The 19204-nt window shown below is 45.9% G+C and carries 18 protein-coding genes; 15 read left to right on the forward strand and 3 right to left on the reverse strand.

The window, feature by feature from the left end; all coding sequences use genetic code 11:
• Window positions 1-31: 31 nt before the first annotated feature.
• Entirely contained in the window at window positions 32-1456 is a 1425-nt protein-coding gene (nrfA, locus tag FC652_RS01445) for an ammonia-forming nitrite reductase cytochrome c552 subunit (protein WP_176297211.1), read from the reverse strand.
• 451 nt (window positions 1457-1907) lie between these two features.
• On the opposite strand from nrfA, the gene nrfB reads away from it, so the two are divergent.
• The 7 genes from nrfB (at window position 1908) to FC652_RS01480 (ending at window position 7274) form a co-directional block, all read left to right on the forward strand.
• On the forward strand, window positions 1908-2495 hold the full coding sequence (gene nrfB / locus FC652_RS01450) for a cytochrome c nitrite reductase pentaheme subunit (RefSeq protein WP_176297212.1): 588 nt from the start codon (window positions 1908-1910) through the stop codon (window positions 2493-2495).
• Window position 2496: 1 nt separating this feature from the next.
• Window positions 2497-3183 (forward strand): cytochrome c nitrite reductase Fe-S protein, encoded by a 687-nt coding sequence (gene nrfC / locus FC652_RS01455; RefSeq protein WP_176297213.1) that lies wholly within the window; start codon window positions 2497-2499, stop codon window positions 3181-3183.
• 1 nt (window position 3184) lies between these two features.
• A complete protein-coding gene (nrfD, locus tag FC652_RS01460; protein WP_176297214.1) occupies window positions 3185-4141 on the forward strand; it encodes a cytochrome c nitrite reductase subunit NrfD in 957 nt (318 codons plus the stop codon).
• 13 nt (window positions 4142-4154) lie between these two features.
• Window positions 4155-6074, forward strand: coding sequence for a heme lyase CcmF/NrfE family subunit (locus FC652_RS01465; protein WP_176297215.1), 1920 nt, complete (start codon window positions 4155-4157; stop codon window positions 6072-6074).
• Window positions 6055-6576: a DsbE family thiol:disulfide interchange protein gene (locus FC652_RS01470; protein ID WP_038940255.1), complete on the forward strand. Its 522-nt coding sequence runs from the start codon at window positions 6055-6057 to the stop codon at window positions 6574-6576. The genes FC652_RS01465 and FC652_RS01470 overlap by 20 nt, the downstream gene beginning before the upstream one ends.
• Window positions 6557-6994, forward strand: a complete 438-nt coding sequence (gene nrfF / locus FC652_RS01475) for a heme lyase NrfEFG subunit NrfF (protein ID WP_176297216.1) — start codon at window positions 6557-6559, stop codon at window positions 6992-6994. The genes FC652_RS01470 and nrfF overlap by 20 nt, the downstream gene beginning before the upstream one ends.
• A gap of 103 nt (window positions 6995-7097) precedes the next feature.
• Window positions 7098-7274: a hypothetical protein gene (locus FC652_RS01480; protein ID WP_176297217.1), complete on the forward strand. Its 177-nt coding sequence runs from the start codon at window positions 7098-7100 to the stop codon at window positions 7272-7274.
• 92 nt (window positions 7275-7366) lie between these two features.
• Here FC652_RS01480 and FC652_RS01485 read toward each other — a convergent pair whose 3' ends face one another.
• A complete protein-coding gene (locus tag FC652_RS01485; RefSeq protein ID WP_176297218.1) occupies window positions 7367-9130 on the reverse strand; it encodes a SulP family inorganic anion transporter in 1764 nt (587 codons plus the stop codon).
• Between the two features lie 90 nt (window positions 9131-9220).
• Window positions 9221-10129 carry a 1-aminocyclopropane-1-carboxylate deaminase/D-cysteine desulfhydrase gene (locus FC652_RS01490; RefSeq protein WP_176297219.1) on the reverse strand — a complete coding sequence of 303 codons (909 nt, stop codon included), beginning with the start codon at window positions 10127-10129 and terminating at the stop codon, window positions 9221-9223.
• A gap of 169 nt (window positions 10130-10298) precedes the next feature.
• Between FC652_RS01490 and FC652_RS01495 the strand changes: the two genes are divergently transcribed.
• The 8 genes from FC652_RS01495 to FC652_RS01530 all read left to right on the forward strand — a co-directional run bounded on the left by FC652_RS01495 (window position 10299) and on the right by FC652_RS01530 (window position 19204).
• Window positions 10299-12788 (forward strand): cache domain-containing protein, encoded by a 2490-nt coding sequence (locus FC652_RS01495; RefSeq protein WP_369597873.1) that lies wholly within the window; start codon window positions 10299-10301, stop codon window positions 12786-12788.
• 169 nt (window positions 12789-12957) lie between these two features.
• Complete coding sequence (locus FC652_RS01500; protein WP_176297220.1) at window positions 12958-13551, forward strand: hypothetical protein; 594 nt, start codon at window positions 12958-12960, stop codon at window positions 13549-13551.
• The gene (locus FC652_RS01505) at window positions 13552-13920 is read left to right on the forward strand and encodes a response regulator (protein WP_176297221.1); all 369 of its coding nucleotides are present in this window, start codon (window positions 13552-13554) and stop codon (window positions 13918-13920) included.
• Window positions 13921-13946: 26 nt separating this feature from the next.
• On the forward strand, window positions 13947-14213 hold the full coding sequence (locus FC652_RS01510) for a hypothetical protein (protein WP_176297222.1): 267 nt from the start codon (window positions 13947-13949) through the stop codon (window positions 14211-14213).
• Window positions 14206-16131, forward strand: a complete 1926-nt coding sequence (locus FC652_RS01515; RefSeq protein WP_176297223.1) for a chemotaxis protein CheA — start codon at window positions 14206-14208, stop codon at window positions 16129-16131. The genes FC652_RS01510 and FC652_RS01515 overlap by 8 nt, the downstream gene beginning before the upstream one ends.
• Window positions 16132-16158: 27 nt before the next feature.
• Window positions 16159-18147 (forward strand): methyl-accepting chemotaxis protein, encoded by a 1989-nt coding sequence (locus FC652_RS01520; RefSeq protein ID WP_255199117.1) that lies wholly within the window; start codon window positions 16159-16161, stop codon window positions 18145-18147.
• Window positions 18148-18186: 39 nt separating this feature from the next.
• Window positions 18187-18666 carry a chemotaxis protein CheW gene (locus FC652_RS01525; protein ID WP_176297224.1) on the forward strand — a complete coding sequence of 160 codons (480 nt, stop codon included), beginning with the start codon at window positions 18187-18189 and terminating at the stop codon, window positions 18664-18666.
• Window positions 18659-19204, forward strand: coding sequence for a chemotaxis protein CheW (locus FC652_RS01530; protein ID WP_176297225.1), 546 nt, complete (start codon window positions 18659-18661; stop codon window positions 19202-19204). The genes FC652_RS01525 and FC652_RS01530 overlap by 8 nt, the downstream gene beginning before the upstream one ends.

The raw sequence follows: 19204 nt of genomic DNA on the forward strand, positions 1-19204 counted from the left end.
AAGGCTGACGTTTTTGGTTAATTGTACTTTGTTAGTATTTAGACTCACGTTCTGCTGCGGCTTTATCCCAGTCAGGCACAACGGTTTTTAAGAAGTGTTGTTTCTCGGCGTTCATTTTCTCCATATCCATACCGAGTGCTTTTTGTGCTGCGGCTTTGCTGGAAATGTCTGGAATTTGAACTGGCTCGGTGATGCCTTTTGTAGCAAGGAGACGAACAAGCTTGGTTCTGGCATCTGCTGCACGATCGACCGCAGTACCTAACACTTCAAGTGCCACTTCAGGTGCGTGCATATGGACGCCGTGTGATGCGATTGCATAGTCCCAACGCCATTGAGCATGACGAATATCTTGCAAAATCGGCTTCATTTCTTCTTCAGTAGCGCCAGCTTTCCACGCTGCTCCCGCTTCAAAGTGAGCCGCAACGATTTGTTTTTCAGCAGTCAACTTCATGTTTAGTACTTGTGCTTTGCGGGTAGAGACAATCTCACGCAGCTGATCTTTGCTCTGGGTATGGCACTGCGCACAAGTATCTTCGAAACGGTCGAAAGGATTACCGACTTTGTGATCAGTGTAGACGGTGCCATCTTCTTTCTTCACTTTTGGCATATGGCAATCAACACAAACCACTTTATTTTTGCCATGAATACCGTCCCGCCAGGTTTCAAAACCGGGGTGCTGCGCTTTTAACATGGGTGCTTTAGAAACCGCATGCGTCCAGTCAGCAAAGCCTAGAGCGTCATAATACTCTTCCATTTGTTGTACGCCAGTACCCATGTCCCAAGGGAATTTGACCGCTTTGGTTGGGCCAGTGAAGTAGTATTCAACGTGGCACTGAGCACAAACTGATGCTTGTTTATCTAAGCGAGATTGTTGCTCAAACGGTTTGTTGATCGCTTGGAAAGCGCGTTCAACATAAGGGCGTGTCAGCGCTAGCTCAGGCTCGCCATTTTTGAACTTCTCGCTACGGGTATCGTGACAGTCGGCACAGCCAATAGGATTAGCAATTTCCGCCCCTAAACGTGCCCACTTACCTTCAAAGTAACCATCTTCGCCACGCTCATCAATGACGCGGGCAACATCTGGGCTCTTACAGCTCCAGCAAGCCATCGGCATTGGGCCTGAGTTTGCATCTTGTGGTGCGCCAGTACGCAACGTTTGTCTTACATCATCGAGCGCGTAATAGTGACCACGGGCCTTATTGTAATCTTTGGCAAAGCCATAGCCTGCCCAAAGAATCACCATATTCGGGTCTTCTGCTAAGGCATCTTCAATTTCGACGCTTTCAGAGGTTTTTTTCCAAGATTGATATTGGTCTGGGTGATTTTGTTCAAACGCGTCGTTACGCGGATCAACCAGTCCTTTTTCTTCTGCAGAGACTGCAGTGATATTCAGCAATGCTGTCATCACAAGGGCAGTCACTGAGACTGAGGAAGCCATCCAGTGTTTTATGCTCACGGTGTTATCTCCATATTCGTTTTTATTAGCAGCGTTGTGAGTTTGCTATTTCCAAATAAGAATTGGAGATCTGATGTTTATATTAGGTCAGTAACATTTAGAAAAAAATTGGCGAAAATATATTCATTGTCTTAGATCAATTTAGGCAGGTGACCGCTGTCACGATAAATTCAATATACCCCCAAAGGGGTAGTTCTATTGTTTTTTAACTCAAACAGTTAGCTTAACAACAAAGAGTAAATAGGGTGATTAATATCTCTTTTTAAGCAAATATTAGGTACTACTAAAGAGTAGTAGTTGTATGATTATCTTTAGGTATAGCGTTGTGGCTTTTCCGAAATAAGAATTGATGTCATTTGAAATAATCGTGTTATTTCGAAGGAATTAATTTATCACCAAAGAAATAATTGAAAATGATTCTCAATTATTATTTGGATAAGGAAAGGATAAAATGGGCAATATAAAATTGGCCATAGTCATAATGCTGAAATCTATTCTCGCATTCTCTTTCTATGGCTATTCATTCTCAGCGATAGCAGACACTTCTGTAGCGACAGAAGCCACTGACTCGTCGCGATTCCAGGTTGAACTGATCCGTGACCGTGATTACAAATGCGTTCAATGCCATAAGGACTCGAAGGAAACACTTTCTGGTTCTCATGGTGAAGATGCGCATAAAATTCTCGGCCGAGAAGTGAATTGTACGGAGTGTCACAACAACATTGGACCAGACCATCGAGAGGGCGCACCCCTTGTTACTAAATACTCTTCTGCGCAATCTAAACAAGGTACGGAAAAAGTGTTCATGGACACCAGTGCTATTCTGAAAGCCAACAGCGCTTGTACCGACTGTCACCAACCTCAGTATCTACAAGCAGATAGCTGGACCCATGATGTGCACGCGAAAAATCTAACTTGCTCGAATTGTCATGATGTTCATGCCAATAAAGCCAAAGTGTTGGGTTTGGAGCGTAAAGAGAAAATTAAGATGTGTGTGGATTGCCACTCTGACTTTAACCAGAAAGAAGAGGAGAGGTAATATGAGTTGTTCAAGACGAAATTTCCTTGCTGGTGGTGGCGCGTTGATCATGACAACGGGCATTGCTGGCACTTCTATGGTGACTGGGCGCTTAGCATTTGCGGAAGAGGATAAGGGCCAAGCAACTCGTTATGGCATGATCCACGACGAGACCGCCTGTATCGGATGTACGGCTTGTACCGATGCCTGCCGAGAAGTGAATAAGGTTCCTGAAGGTGTGAGTCGATTGGAGATCATACGCAGTGAGCCGCACGGTGAGTACCCGAATGTCGATTACCGTTTCACCCGTAAATCTTGCCAACACTGTGAAAACCCACCTTGTGTTTACGTGTGTCCTACCGGTGCGGCGTACAAAGATGAAAAAACCGGCATCGTGGATGTACACAAAGAAAAATGTGTCGGTTGCGGCTATTGCCTTGCCGCGTGTCCCTATCAAGTGCGCTTCTTTAACCCAGTGGATCACTCGGCCGACAAATGCAATTTCTGTCGTGACACCAATTTGGCTCAAGGCAAACTACCCGCCTGTGTGGAATCTTGTCCAACTAAGGCACTGATTTTTGGTGATTTAAATGATCCGCAAAGTGACGTGAATCGAGTATTGACTGACAAGGTCTATTACCGAGATAAAGTGCACTTAGGCACGAAACCCAAATTATTCAAAATCCCACATCAAAAAGGGGAGGTGTAGCATGAACGGATTTGAATCTGCATTCCACTTTGATTCTCTGGTCTGGGATTGGATCATTGCGATCTATCTTTTCCTTGCCGGTATGTCTGCAGGAGCGGTGATGATCACTGTGTACTTAAAACGCAAGGTGATTGTCGGCGATCCAGCACAAAATGGCATCATGAAAGCGATGGCTTGGCTGGCGCCGTTTGGCATCATTTCGGGTTTAACGATCTTGATTTTCCACTTAACCAAACCTCTTGAGTTTTGGAAGATCATGATTTTCTACAATCCAACTTCCGTTATGTCGATGGGGGTTATTCTCTTCCAAGTGTACATGGCTGTGTTGTTTGTTTGGATTGGGATTATCTTTCAGAAAACGATCGTTGATTTTCTCGGTGATAAGTTGACCTTTGTTGATGGCTTGTTGACCTGGTTCAAGCGTTTTGAAAACAGCATCGAGTGGTTCTTAGCCTTTTTGGCGTTAGTGCTCGCAGCTTATACGGGTTTCCTCCTGTCTGCATTGAAAACCTATCCGATGCTCAATAATCCGGTGTTGCCACTGCTGTTTCTTTTCTCCAGTTTGTCTTCAGGCGCTGCCGCGTGTTTGATGTTCGGTATTTTGGTGTTTAAAGAGTCAGTGAAAGATCCAAGTGTCAGTTGGGTACATGGTTTTGAGCGTCCTGTGGTCTTGTTTGAGTTGTTTGTATTGGTCACCTTCTTTACTGGGTTGATCTTTGCGGGTGGACAAGCAGAAATGGCGGCTTGGAATGCTATCTCTGGTGGATTTTGGGCGCAGTGGTTTTGGGTTGGTGTGGTGCTGATTGGTATGTTGCTACCGCTGACACTCAACTGGTTAGTACCAGCCGAAGTGAGGCATAAACATGCTTATATTTTTGTGGTCACGACACTTAGCATGGTTGGCGTTTTGATGCTGCGTACGTTTATTTTGTACGCTGGCCAGATGACGGTTGTCTAATTAAGGAGTATAGATGGAGGCAGAACTGGGCCTAATTTGCCTGATTTTTGCGGCAGTCGGCAGTAGCTTCGCAGTGATATTGCATGCCATGAATCGACTGTTATCGAAGCAAACACCCCTCGCATTAATGTTGGGTTGTGGGTATTTAGTGGCGCTCAGCTCTGCTTTTTCCTTGTTGTATCTGATTCTTGCTTTTGTTGCCGATGATTTCGCATTGGCTTATGTGGCAAGCCATTCCAACAGCCAATTACCCGTGATCTTTAAAATTGCGGCAAGTTGGGGAGGACATCAAGGCTCGATGCTGTTTTGGGTCGTCACCTTAAGTTTGTGGGCTTGCTTGATTCGATCTCGTGATGAGTTCTCATCGCAGTATAAAGCCGATTATATTGCGGTAATGCTCGTGCTTACCGCCATTTTCGCCTGGTTTACTCTGTTAACTTCGAACCCATTCGAGTACGCGCCATCACTGGCTAGTGATGGACGCGATCTCAACCCAATGTTGCAAGATGTTGGGCTCATTTTGCATCCTCCGCTACTGTACCTTGGTTATGTTGGTTTCGCTTCTATCCTAGCGTTGGGCGTGGCGGCGTTGTTACAGCCATCGGCCATCCATCATTGGTTTCAGGCAGGCCGTGACTGGGCGATGGTTGCGTGGGGCTTTCTCACCTTAGGCATTATTGTCGGCTCCTGGTGGGCATACAATGAATTAGGTTGGGGCGGTTGGTGGTTCTGGGATCCGGTTGAAAATGCCTCTTTGCTACCTTGGTTAACAGCAACCGCCTTGTTACACACACTTGTGCAATCAATGCGGCAAGGTGGGGTCAATAAATCCAGCTATGTGCTCGCGTTTTTGACCTTTGGTTTCAGTGTTCTCGGTACGTTTATTGTCCGCTCGGGGATTTTGACATCGGTGCATGCTTTTGCCGTGGATCCAACCAAAGGTATTGTACTTTTGCTGGTCATGGCGTTCATTTTTCTACTCACTTTTGCGTTATTGATCCTCAAAAGCGATAGCATTCCCGCTAAAGCCATTACCCATTGGCTAAGTCGCCAATACCTTACGCTGCTGGCGATGGGATTGTTACTGATCGCAACCAGTACCGTGTTCCTTGGCACCTTCTACCCAATGATTTATGAGCTGTTGCGACTTGGTACCATCTCAGTGGGCGCACCGTATTTCAATACGATGATTGCGCCATTAAGCCTTTTAGGGCTGCTAGCAATGGGATGGGGGCCGTTACTAAAATGGCAGCAAGGACTGTTTCAGCGACGTAAGCGCGTTTTGACGGAGTTTGTGCTCTCCGCTGTACTCGGTGCCATGCTCTATGTGCTGCAAGTGCAGGTATGGGTGCCGATGACTTTGTTGTTCTGGTGTGTTACGACTTGGGTGATCGTCAGTCACCTTCGGCTATTGTTTGTTATGCCACCAACAAAGAGGCGCCAAAAACTGCCAATGGTGCTTTCTCATATTGGTATTGCATTGGTGTGCCTCGGCGCGATGATGAATGCCCAACATTCGTTTGAACGAAATGTTCGTGTGGAACCAGACTCGTACCATCAGTTCGATGGCTTTTCCATTCGTTATCAGGGTATTGACTGGTCCATTGGACCAAACTACACCGCAGAGCGAGCGTCGGTCTCACTCATCCTCGCCGATAGGCAATTTCAATTGTTACCCGAAAGACGGCATTATCCGGTGAGGGTTATGAACATGACAGAGCCCGCTATCAAGTCTTTTTGGCATGGGGATTACTACCTGACTCTGGGTGAGAAAGTCGGGCTTAAAGCCTATGCGTTGAAGATCCAATACCGTGCTTACATTTGGTGGATCTGGCTAGGTGGTTTGATGGTTGTTGCTGCGGTGTTCACTGCATTACAGCCAGTTCAGCAACGCGTTAAGGTGGAGCGCTACTGTGAACAACAAAGTTATTAAGTTGCTTGTGTTGGTGAGCATCGTCGGCATCGTTACGTTTACCGCAGTCTTGGGCATTGAACGACAAAATGCTGGTCACACAACGCCTGCCACTGTGATTCCTTTGCCCAATATTGACGCAAAAGATCTTTTTTCGGCGAATACGATCACAACGCAAGATCTTATTTCCGATCAATACCGTGTGATGAACGTTTGGGCATCTTGGTGTGGGATTTGTCGAGATGAGCATACGTTTATTATGTCGCTTAAACAGCAGGGTATTGACGTGATTGGCTTAAATTATCGTGATAATAAGCGAGAAGCGTTGGACTATTTGGAAAGTGAAGGTAACCCTTATTCCAAGGTGATTTATGATCCAGACGGGATCGTCTCAATCGATTTTGGCGTGATTGGCACTCCGGAAACCTACTTAATAAACCCTAATGGGGAAATAATGATCAAATTTCGAGGTAAATTAGATCAAAAACAGTGGAATAAACATTTTGCTACGTATTTTAAATAGAACGTTATTATCGACATGGATTGTCTTATTCATTGCTTTTGTCTCTTTCTCTAGTCAGGCACAGAACGAGAATACAAGCTCTAATCACGTTGATTTGTTTCAGTTTCATAGTGTCGAGCTGCAAGAGAGAGCAATACGTTTATCCAAGGAATTGCGCTGCCCCCAATGCCAGAATCAGAATCTGCTTGAGTCGAATGCGCAAGTGGCGCGAGATCTGCGTTTTATTGTGTATCGCCAAATAAATGATGGGAAAAGCGATCAAGAAGTGGTGGACTTTATGACCAGCCGATATGGCAATATGGTGTTATATAATCCGCCAATAAATAGCAGTACATTATTACTTTGGATCTTTCCTGTCGTTATTTTGATCATTTTCTTTGTTATTTCGATCCGAAATATTCACACAAAAAGAATGTGACAATTATTCCATAATAAGCAATTAATTGTGCAATTATCATGCAAGCTGTTATCATTTTTGAAAATTATATGAATTAATCGTGAGATACTGATAGGTAATCAGAGTGGATACAATTAAGACGCAATTAAAAAAGGATTTTTATTCGCAAATTTATTCACTGCAATCAAGTGCAGCGTCTCACACCACGTCAACCTTGGCGCTTTTGACTGAAGAGGAAATCAGCGAGCTAGAAGCGATTTGGATAGAGCTTGTCGTGTGGAAGAAAAGCCAAACGCATTGATTGATATAGCGATTTATCTGGAACCCCAAACTGTGTTTGGGGTTTTTCATTTGTGCGCTAAGGTGAGTTACATCGGAAGTCTTGTCTTTGTATTAAGCGACTTCCGGAATAGGTTTAGGTGGTTCTTCCAGGTCGGGTTCTCTTTGCACGTTTGGAACTTGTCCTTCACCTACTGCACTGAGATAGCAGCCACTGAGTTTTATCGCAAGGTACATATCGGCACGCAGCAAAATACCCCCTTCAGTGGTACTGATCCCGGACACCTCACACCATTGACGAAGGCTTCGTTTTCGTCCGGCGAGTATTAAACGTATGCCTCGCTTTTTCAAAGTTTCATGAACGTCCGAGAGTGTGGCCATCACACTTAAATCCAAGTGGGTAAAGCTCGATACCGCGTCTACAACAACACACCCGATATCTTTGCTGTGCTCGGTGTGCTCAAGAAGACGACGCTTGAAATAGGGGGCGTTAAAGTAGGTGAGTGGCGAGTTGAAACGATATATCACCATTCCGGGAATTGGAGAGGCTTTTCCTGTGCTGTCTACTGTTCGAATGGTGCCTTCTTCATCAAGGCCAAGGAGTTGATCGCTCGGGCGCATAACGATACGCAAAAATTGGAAGAGACCCAATAGCACTGCCAAAGTAATGCCGGGAATCACGCCAACCACCAACACTGAAACAAAGGTGATCGCCGCGAGGTAAAAAGCGTCTTTATCACGTTTCCGTAACGTCCAAATACCTTTCAAATCCAGTAGGGATAGCGAAGCGATAATCAAAACAACGCCGAGTGAAGCTATAGGAATGAACTGCAACGGCTGATAGATAAACACTGCGATGATCGCAATGGTAATCGCTGCGATGATGGACACCAACTGAGACTTACCGCCGTTTGCGTCGTTCACTGCAGTACGAGAATCCGCGCCACTGATGGCAAAACCTTGTGAAAATGCGGAAGCGAGATTGGCAAACCCCAACGCGCGAAACTCTTTATCGGCATCGATATCATAGCCATTCTTGGCGGCGAAACTTCGTGCTGTCAACATCATACTCACAAAGCTGACCATGGCGAGGTTGAGCGCAGGTACGACCAACTCACGCGTGACGCCGAGATCGAACTCGGGTGTTTGAAAGTTAGGAAATCCACCTTGGGTGATCCCCACCACTGATACGCCTATTTCTTGTAGACGCAGTAACCATACTGATGCCGTGGTAACCAAAATTGCCAACATAGCAGCAGGCCATGCTGGCTTGAATTTTTTGGTCAGTAAGTAGACCACCACAGTTGCAAGGCTGAGGAGTAACGTTGGCCAATGCAAATCTGCGAGACGCTGGGGCGCTTCCCATAAACGCTCCAGTAGGTAACGCTGCTCATATTTCCAGCCGACGACTTTCGCAAACTGGCCAACAATAATGGTTAAGGCGACACCGTTGAGCAGGCCGAGCAAAATGGGGCGAGAGAGAAAGTCCGCGAGGATGCCAAGTTTCAGACGGCTGGCCAAAACACACCAAATTCCCGTCATCGCCGTCATGGTCATAACCAATTGCCAGTGTTTCGTCGGGTCACCAGCAGCGAGAGGTGTCACCACTGCAGCAATCACCGCACAAGTGGCCGCATCAGGGCCGACAATGAGCTGTCTAGACGTGCCCATCAATGCGTAAACCAGCATAGGTAGAACACAGGAGTAAAGTCCCACAATCGCAGAGACGCCTGTTAATTGTGCGTAGGCGATCGCGACGGGAAGCGCAACGGCAACAACGGAAAAGGCTGAGCGAATGTCATCGACTAGCCACTCTTTCTGGTACTGTTTCAGTGCGACAAATCCAGGAAACCACTGCGAAAATAATATTTTTGCCAACGAGATGCCCTAATGAGATGGGGTTAAGTTGCTGTAAAGTATACAGCGTATTTTTGTAACATTTGTGAGTAATTTGAGGGGCATCTCTGTTTAATTACCGTTTGGTGGGAATTTACGTTGATAACGAGGCAGCATCGATTCATTGCCAAGCAATCCGCCTTGATGGACATAGAGTAACGTTTTATCTGGATGTTGTTCTAACCAAGGCAAAAGGCAGCGCCACATTAATGGATCATAAAGCAGATCAAATTCGATATCTGTCTGCTTGAGCAGCGATTGCCAGATCTCATAGTCTGCTTGGTAGAGTTTTCCAAAATGGTGCTTGTTTGTTGGTGTAAGAATAGTGGGATGATCTGGTTCACCGAGTTCGGCAAATTGTGACGTTAAGTACTCGTCGCCACCGACACACGCACAGGTGACAACATCGATGTTATGCGGTTTGAGGTACTTGTGCAGATACAAGGCGGTCGTACCCGTACCCGACGGCAATGCCACGGCAAATTGTTGCTTGGGTTCAAAGCGAGACCAAGCCAACAGCTCAAGGGCAAGTTGTTTAATGCCTTCCTCTGCCAACGCAAAGCGCCCACCTTCAGGCACAACGTAACAGTGTGGATCAGGCTTACGAACATGATCAATGTAGTCGCGAGGATGAAACGTTGGCGCAAGCTTAGAGACTTCGATGATCTTAGCACCCAGCTCCAATGCACCGCGATAGTTGCCTTGTGGGCGTTCTATGAGCCATTCAGGAAGATGATCAACATAAAACTCGAGTTGCCACTTTTTAATGCGAGCGAGTGCTGCGAGGGAGTACAGGGAGTTGGCTTGGGCAGAGCCGTAACTGATCAATGTATTGACATGAGGTAAATCCATGCATAATAACTGCATGAATTTTCGGGCCTTATTACCCGTGAAATGAGAATGCAACAAGTCATCGCGTTTTAGATAAAAGGTATGACCCGCGTAGCAATGTTGAGTAATAGGACTGTTATCAATATTCATAACGTGTGATGTTATTGACTTAAAAGAAAATAACTAAAAAATATAAGTTGGAAAATAAGCCGATGCGATTTTAAGCGTTAGAGAAAAAAGTCTCAACACTAAGACGAAAGAGATAGGGATACTTCATCGGCTTATTGCATACAACGTTAAGGCTGGAGCGTTAGGAAACGTGCATTCGATTTCAGATCAAAAAATACTGCGGCTTATACGCATCATTCCGCTAGGTATTGTCACGATTTTTATGTTGGTGCTGGTGGTGATGGTTGTGAGTGGCAACAATACTAGAACACATCAACTGGTGGACATTCTGCGACAGGACTTTACCGACAGTCAAAAAGCGGATGTGGCTAGGCAAGTAGAAAGTGTTTACCAACAGCTTGAATATGAGCGTAGTCAAGCCCTCCCTCTTCTTAAAGAGTCTGTCAAAGCGAGGACTCTGGAGGCGTATCAGATTGTTCAAAGCATTTACAATGCCAACATCCACCTTCCGCAAAGTGACGTTATCCAACTGGTGATGGACGCACTAAGGGATGTTCGTTTCAACGAAGGGCGAGGTTATTATTTCATCTATCGGATGGATGGCACCGCAATCATGCACCCTTTACGTCCAGAGTTAGAGCAAACATCCGTGTTGGGAATGCAAGATGCCCAAGGTAGCTTTGTCGCCCAAGATATGATTAAAAAGATACGCGCCTCAACGGATGGCGGGACCTTCCTAAGTTGGTGGTTTCAAAAGCCAGGTTATGGCAAAGAGGAATTTCAAAAAGTCGGCTACGCGAAACATTTTGCTCCCTACGATTGGTTTATCGGTACAGGGGAATACGTTGTTGATGTAGAAGCCTACATTCAAAAACGCATGCTCCAATGGCTGTCTGAGTTCCGTTTTGATCGCAATGGTTATATTTTTGTCCTCAATTTAGAGGGGGAAACGATCGCCCATATCGATCGGAGTCTAGTCAACATCAATCAACCAGATCTCGTTCAGCTATTTCTCAATGAACTGAGTCAAACCGACCAGCCAAACGCTGCCTTTGTCCGTTATACCTCGGCCTATGTTCCTAGAGAGGTTGCTGATGGAGAGAAAATGAGTTACGTCAAGCTCATGCCTGAATGGGGATGGGTGATTGGTGGTGGTCTCTATTTGTCAGAAATTGAAAAGTTTATAGCGAAACAGGCTCGAGAACTAAAAGAACGTAACCGTTCTGAGTTGTTTAAAATCTTAACGTTGTGTCTACTTTTAGCATTTATCCTAGCCTCGCTTTCGCTCGCGGTTAGTCACTACATTGGTAAACGTTTTAATCAATATCAGAAGCGTATTCGTCATGATTTCAAAAAACTAGAACAGAGTCAGAAGCTGCTTTCGTACCAAGCGAAACATGATTCACTCACCAAATTGCCAAATCGTTCATTGCTGGAAGAACAAATCGTCACGGGGATGAAGCGTTGCCAGCAAACGGGCAAGCACCTTGCGGTCATGTTTGTCGATCTCGATAACTTTAAGAAGGTCAATGACCAACACGGTCATAAAGTGGGGGATGAGCTGTTACTTAAAGTTGCGGAGAAGTTTAGTAGCCTATTGCGTCCAACCGACAGTGTTGCCCGTTTTGGTGGTGATGAATTTGTTTTCTGCTTTGGTGATATCGAGAACCATCAACAAGCGGAAGTTCTGGCGGAAAGCGTGCGTAGTTCGTTAAGGGAACATTTTATTTTGCACGGTGCATTAGTGTCCACCTCATGCAGTATCGGTGTCGCCATGTATCCAAGAGATGGCGACAATGCGGAGCAGTTGATCGGCAATGCAGATATTGTCTTGTTCCGCTCGAAGATGCATCACAAGGGACAGGTGATGTTTTATGACCAGAGCATCAATGAACAGGTTCAGTATGATTTCTTGTTGGAAGATGAGCTTAAGTACGCGATTGAGCGAGAAGAGCTTGAACTTTACTATCAGCCACAAGTGAACCCTAGAACTGGGGAAATAGAAAGCGTTGAAGCATTGTGTCGTTGGACAAATGGTTATTTAGGTTCGGTTTCGCCATTGAAGTTTATCCGTATTGCTGAGCTTTCAGGACAAATATTGACTATTGGTGATTTTGTGTTGAGAAAAGCCTGTTCTGACATGAAGTGGTTATCGAAAATGACAGGTAGGACCTTGCCGGTGTCAATTAACATATCGCCGAAGCAGCTTATTCAGAAAGGCTTTGTTAATGACGTCTATTGCGTAACGCGCGAATTTAATATGGATAGTCGTTTGATCACCTTAGAAGTGACCGAAAACGTGTTTATCGAAGAGCTAGATAATGTCAAACCCATCATAGAGGAACTCCGTCATTTGGGATTTCACATTTCTCTTGATGATTTCGGCACAGGTTTCTCGTCACTCAGCTATCTCAACGCTCTACCTATCAGTGAAATCAAAATTGATCGCTCTTTTGTCAATAACATGCTCAGTAGCGAGCAAAGCGAAAGCTTGGTTAAAACCATCGTGGCGATTGGCCATTCCAATCGTATCGCGGTGGTGGCAGAAGGGGTAGAAACGGTGGAACAACAGATTCGTCTTCATCAGTTAGGCTGCGATCGTCTGCAGGGCTACCTTTTCCACAAGCCACTAACCTTAAGCGCACTCGCGGAATTATCGACAGTCGACACACCGGTTTGATTTTCGCCAATGACAAGGCTGCTAGGTCTCTTGCATCTAAGTTGATCTCGCAGTCTTTCTTTATTGCACTCCCTAACCATCTCATCCATCGACACCGCAGGCAAATTTTCTGCCACTCTAGTTTTTATACGCTAGGCTATTTATAAGCATATCAATTTAATGGTGGACTATGACCGCGCATCTCAAATTGTTGGCAAAGATAGCGTTGGCAAATTGGTTGGTGATATCTCTGATGGTTGGGTTCAACCTGCTTTCTGCGATGAGTGCGCTTATCGCTTCGATGGTCATCACAGTACTGATTGCTCAGGATAGGAAAGAACATGACGTAGAAGGAAAACAGCTGCAGTGGTTACGGCATTCGATGATCCCATTTCAACAACAGCAGCTTAAACGTTCGATCGATCTCTCTGAAACTGCAGTGGCTGAGCTACTAACAACAATTAATCAATGTACGTCACCGCTGGTTTCGCTAAATCCACCTTATTCATTAAATCCTACACAGATTGACGAAATACAAGCACATCAAAACCGTCTGATTACCTTGCTGCAGTTTGCTGACACCTGTCATCAACTCCAGCAAGGGGTGCTCGACCTTTCAGAACAATATCAACACGCTTCACCGACATTGAATGAACAGCAATGGCAGCAACACTGCGTTGAGTTACAACAGCGTCTCAATGACATCGCGAATCGAACCGAAAACGCATCCTCTGCATGGGCAGAAGGAGGGGAGGTCATTGTGTTTCATGAGCAGGGCAAATAAATGAAGAAAAACATTTTAATCGTCGATGATTCGGAGTCACTCAGACAAGTGGTGAGTATTGCGCTAACGGGAGCTGGGTTTAGCGTCATTGAAGCAAAAGATGGCGTGCAAGGGGTGGAACGTTTAAACGGCGAGCGAATCCATCTGATCATTAGTGACGTCAACATGCCAAACATGAACGGCATCGACTTCATCAAACAAGTCAAGCAGCACACCAAGTACCGTTTTACGCCCATCGTGATGCTCACTACCGAGACGCAGCAATATCTGATGGAAGAATGTAAGAAAGCGGGGGCAAAAGCGTGGCTGGTGAAGCCATTTCGTCCAGAACAGATGTTGTCCGTCGTATCGCGCTTTTTAATGGACTAAGAAATCAAGATGCAGGGAGTCGCTTGATGGCGCTGAAGAGATTTGTTTTACCTGACTGCATCACCATTTACGAAGTAACGCAGATTTATGAAGAACTCGTTCAATCGCATGAGACGTTAAATCGTATGGGGCTAAATGGGGAAAAGGTTGAGGAAATTGATACTGCAGGAATCCAGTTGCTGCTATGGCTTAACCAACAGTACACGATGAAAGTCGACCCGTGTTCGTCACTTTTGCAACAAAAACTGCACTTTCTTGGGTTAGAGCGACTCATAGGTAAGCGAGATGAATGATCCACGATTTGCGAAAGCACTGTTGATTTTCATTAATGAAGCTGAAGAGCTGTTAGATGAAATGGAGCAGGCTCTGCTGGAAAATAACGCAGAGTGGATAAACACGGTGTTTCGCGCAGTTCATACCATCAAAGGCAGTGCGGGGCTATTTGGTTTAGACGACATGGTTCGCCTGGCGCATCAAACCGAAGCGTTTTTAGTGCCCTTGCGAGAGACGAATGCTGAACTTGACGAAACGGTGCTTGCGTATCTACTTGACCAGCATGACGAGCTAAACAAGCAGATGCAAACATTGGTTCTTCAATCTAAGTCTGCCAATTCTATTTGCGACGATCTCATCGCAAAGCAAAGCGATCACCACAGCGTCTCGAATGTGATGGAATCGCGCTGGGTAATCCATTTCAAACCGAATGCCAATGTGTTCAAAGATGGTCTCGATCCAATCTCTTTCATCCGCTATTTGCAAAAACTGGGCACGGTATGCCAGCTTGAAACCCACTTTAGCGACTGCCCAACACCGCAACAGTTTGATCCAGAAGCTTGCTACATCAGTTTTCAGCTTGAGTTTCAGGGCTCGGTGAGCCAGCAGGCGATTGAAGATGTGTTTGAGTTTATCGCTGCCGATGCGCAAATCTCGATTACGCCCATTGTTGATAAAGCACTCCCTCTAGCCCCTGTAATAAAAGCGGAAATGCCCCGATTAACACAGCCCACGTTGCCAAAAGCCAGAACATTGCGTGTTGAAGCGGATAAGTTAGACAAACTGATCGATCTGGTCGGTGAGATGGTGATTGCTGGAGCAAGAACCAACTTGCTCACCCATCAAACCGGTGATGAAGCGCTAATTGAAGCGGTCGCTCAGCTGGAGCGACTGGTCGAAAGCATCCGCGATCACTCACTGCAATTGCGCATGGTGCAAATTGGCGACAGCCTCACCAAATTTAAACGGGTGGTGCGTGATGTGGCCTCTGAACTTGGAAAGGAGGTTCAACTCGTGGTTGCAGGTGGTGACACTGAGTTGGACAAATCCTTTGTCGAAAAACTCAGTGATCCGCTGACGCATATCATCCGCAACGCCATTGATCACGGTATTGAAAATATCGAAGAACGGCTGGCGAAGGGAAAAAAGCAACAAGGGGTGATCAAAATAAACGCATATCACGAGTCAGGGTTAGTGGTGCTCGAAATATCGGATGATGGGCGAGGGTTAAGCAAGTCCGCGATTGAACAAAAAGCTCGAGAGCGTGGGTTGCTCGCAGAGGGGGATGAGTTAACCCCGTTGAGCCTGAACAATTTGATTTTTGAACCGGGATTTTCCACCAAGCAAACAGTGACAGATCTCTCTGGGCGAGGGGTGGGCATGGATGTGGTGAAACGCAATATTGAATCGCTGCGCGGCAACATTGAAGTTCATAGTAAAGAGGACGTCGGCACTACGTTAACCATTCGCTTGCCGCTGACGCTTTCTATTATTGATGGCTTCATGTTTCGTGTGGCGCAAACCGATTATGTCATTCCACTAGATAGCGTGGTGGAGTGTCTTGAACTGAAAGAAGTGATTCAAGAATCAAGCATTAATGCCAATCGTTACCTCGACCTAAGAGGCGAAGTTCTCCCATTTATAGACCTTTGTGAGTGGTTTGCTGTCGAGTCTCACACACCATTCAATCGGCGTTCTTTGGTCGTATTGCAATACGGGACATTTAGGGCGGGCCTATTAGTGGATGAGCTGATTGGGGAATATCAAACGGTAGTTAAGCCACTAGGGCCGTTATTTGACGGTGTTCGTGGCGTGAGTGGCGCGACGATTTTAGGCAGTGGCGAGGTAGCGGTGATTTTAGATGTGTTTGCCCTTATCCAAACCGTAGTTGACAAGACAGAAACCAAATTAGACAGAGCGGGAATATTGAACGCTTAAGCGCCTGTTAAAAGGAAGGGGAAAGGTATGTTCGGTAATTTATCGATTCGCAATAAAATTATTGCGGCCATGGTGATGATGGTGCTTTTGCTGCTTGTTTTAGCGGTATCGATGCAAATGAGAAATACGCAAATAAGCCAGTTTGCTCAGTCGGTCGGTGAAAGTGAAATCCCCAAAGTTCGCTTGTCGCTGAGCCTGTTAGAAGCGCTGGGAGACATGAACTCCAATGTACTTGAGTATTTGACTGGCGAAAAAGAAGAAAAGCCAGAATTTTCATCCAACTACAAGGTGTTCACCAGTAATCTTGATGAACTCAGTGCTTTGCAGTCTGTTTCTCCAGATAAAATGTCTAAAATCAATGAGTTATCAAGTCGATATTATTCAGACATCAATCGCTTGGTGTTCGAAATATTCAATCCAGAAAACGAGATGCAAGCAATTGAAAAATATAACTTGTTACTCAATGAATATGCTCGACCGATGGAAATGTTGCTTGATAAGTTAAAAGACGACGAGATTTCTGAAGCCGGTGTTTCAACGGATTTTAACGAAGTGGTCAATGATGATTTGCCAGGTGTTCGTTACTATTTAGAGTTGATCGATGAAGAAGGGGACATGCTCGTTTCTTTAAACGCTTACATGCGCGGAGATACTGATGCGGTTAGTGCTTTTGAGAGCGATGCTGCGAGTTTTATTAATTTCTTAAATACTTTGAGGCCGTTAGAGCAACGGCCTCAAGAAGTGAACGACCTGGCTAAATTGGAGCATATGTATCAGGCGCTTTACAATGGCGGTAAAGAGATCTTCGCAATTTATAACCCAAAAAATAAGATACGTGCAGCTAAGGCAATCGACCAGCTTGAGCATGAGGTATTTAGCGAACTGGAGGCTATATTAGAAGAAATATCTCAGCGGGCTAACTCCGAAAGCCGTCAATCCCTTTCTCAACTCATCATACTCTCAGACAGCAGCATTACGCTTGTCTGGGCTCTGTTGAGCGTTGCTTTTGCAATAGCGGTTGCAACCGCTTGGCTTTTAATTAAGGGAATCGTATTACCAGTACGCGCGTTGGCGGAAGCGGCAGAGGATTTGCGATCCGGTGAAGGAGACCTCACTCGTCGTTTGCCCGATTTTGGTCAAGACGAAATCGGCAAAACTGCAAACAGTTTCAATGGCTTTCTCGAAAAGTTGCAAAAGATTATGCAGGATATTCATTTCTCGGTGGAATCCATTTCCCACAGTACCTCTGAAGTGTCGTCCACCTCACAGATGCTCAGTACCACGTCAAGTCAGTTGGCGGCCAGCGTTGAGGAAACCAGTGCGTCGCTGGAGCAAATGAGCTCATCAATTTCAATGAACACGGAAAACTCCAAAGTCACCAATTCTATTGCTAAGCAAAGCAGTTCCGAAGCCAGTGATGGCGGCAACGCTGTCAATGATACTGTCGCGGCGATGACCTCGATCGCTGAAAAAATCGGCATCATCGAAGACATTGCTTACAAAACCAATCTGCTCGCACTCAATGCCGCGATTGAAGCAGCAAGAGCCGGTGATCATGGCAAAGGCTTTGCTGTGGTTGCTGACGAAGTCCGCAAGCTAGCAGAGCGCAGTCAATTGGCCGCCCAAGAGATAAGTTCGCTCGCTGATAGCAGCGTGAAAGTGGCACAGCACGCGGGCGAGATGCTCAACCGTATGGTGCCAAACATTCAAAAAACCGCCGATTTGGTCCAAGAGATCACCTCCGCCTCAACGGAGCAAAGCACCAGTGTTGCGGAAATTAATCGTACCGTTTCTCAGCTTGATAGCATCGCACAAAAGAACGCCTCCGCTTCTGAAGAGCTCGCCACCACGGCCTACTTAGTTGAAGAACAAACGCAAGAGATTCGACGTATCGTCAGCTTTTTCAAATTGGGCAACCCGCAAATTTCACCCTCGCGGGCTATGCGACCACCAGAAGGCAAGCAAAAAAACAAAGCCAGTGAGGCAGGATCGGGTTTTATTCCTTTTGAACAGTAGCAGAGTAAGGTAACTGAAGGGGAGAGTGGAGAGCGACAGATGGCAGAGAAATATCTTGAGTTCAACATTGCGCACCGTGCATTTGCGTGCCCGATTAGCCAAGTCAAAGAAATCATCGAGTATCCGCTGATCGAGCCAGTTCCAATGGCGCCTAAATCACTATTAGGCACGATGAATTTACGTGGTCGCTTAGCCCCTGTCATTGAGTTAGCGTCAATTTTGGATATGGAACCACAGCCCATTAGCAAGCGGACCTGTGTGATCGTCACTGAAGGGAATAACAGCGAGCGCTATCTGCTCATCGGCATGAAAGTCGATCAGGTTTCACGTGTGCTGGATATCCATTCTCAAGACATTGAGTTTATTCCTGAGCTTGTTAGCAAGGAAGCTCTGGTGCTTGGGGTCGCGAAGTTAGAGCAAAAGATGCTGACCGTGTTGGATGTTAGCGTGGCGCTATCTTGCCATCATGCGAGACAAATACTGAACCATCAGACGAGTGGGGAGGTCAGCCATGAGTGATGTTTTGCCTAATTTTATCGCCAGCGAGGAACCGGGGTGGAGTGCTTTGCTGTTAGTTGAGGTGGCGGGGCTTCCATTTGCCATAGAAATCGATGCGATACGTGAGGTGATCGAGTACCGGAAAATGACTCGCGTGCCGCTGTGTCCTCCGCTCATCAGTGGCGTGATCAATGTGCGTGGTAGTGTTGTTCCGGTGATCGACGCTGGTCTTCGATTGGAGTTAGAGCAAAGGATTCGTTATACCAAATACAGCTGCATAATTCTTTACGAAATTAAGGACGAGCCATTAAACCAAGGCACCGTGTTGGGATTGCTGGTGGATTGCGTACGGTCGATTGAAACAATCAATCGGCAAGAAGCGAAACCTAAGCCAGCATTTGGTTGCCAAGTTGACGAGGCGTTCATAGAGCAAATGATTTCAGTAAAAGGTGAGTTTGTGCCTGTTCTTTCGATGGAGCACCTACTAGCTGTGTCATTGCTCGCTGAAAGGGTTCAAGCATCCATTCCTCCCTATTTAATGAATGAGAGGAGGAGATGA

The sequence above is a fragment of the Vibrio sp. 05-20-BW147 genome, from assembly GCF_013369385.1.
GTDB classification, from domain to species: domain Bacteria; phylum Pseudomonadota; class Gammaproteobacteria; order Enterobacterales; family Vibrionaceae; genus Vibrio; species Vibrio floridensis.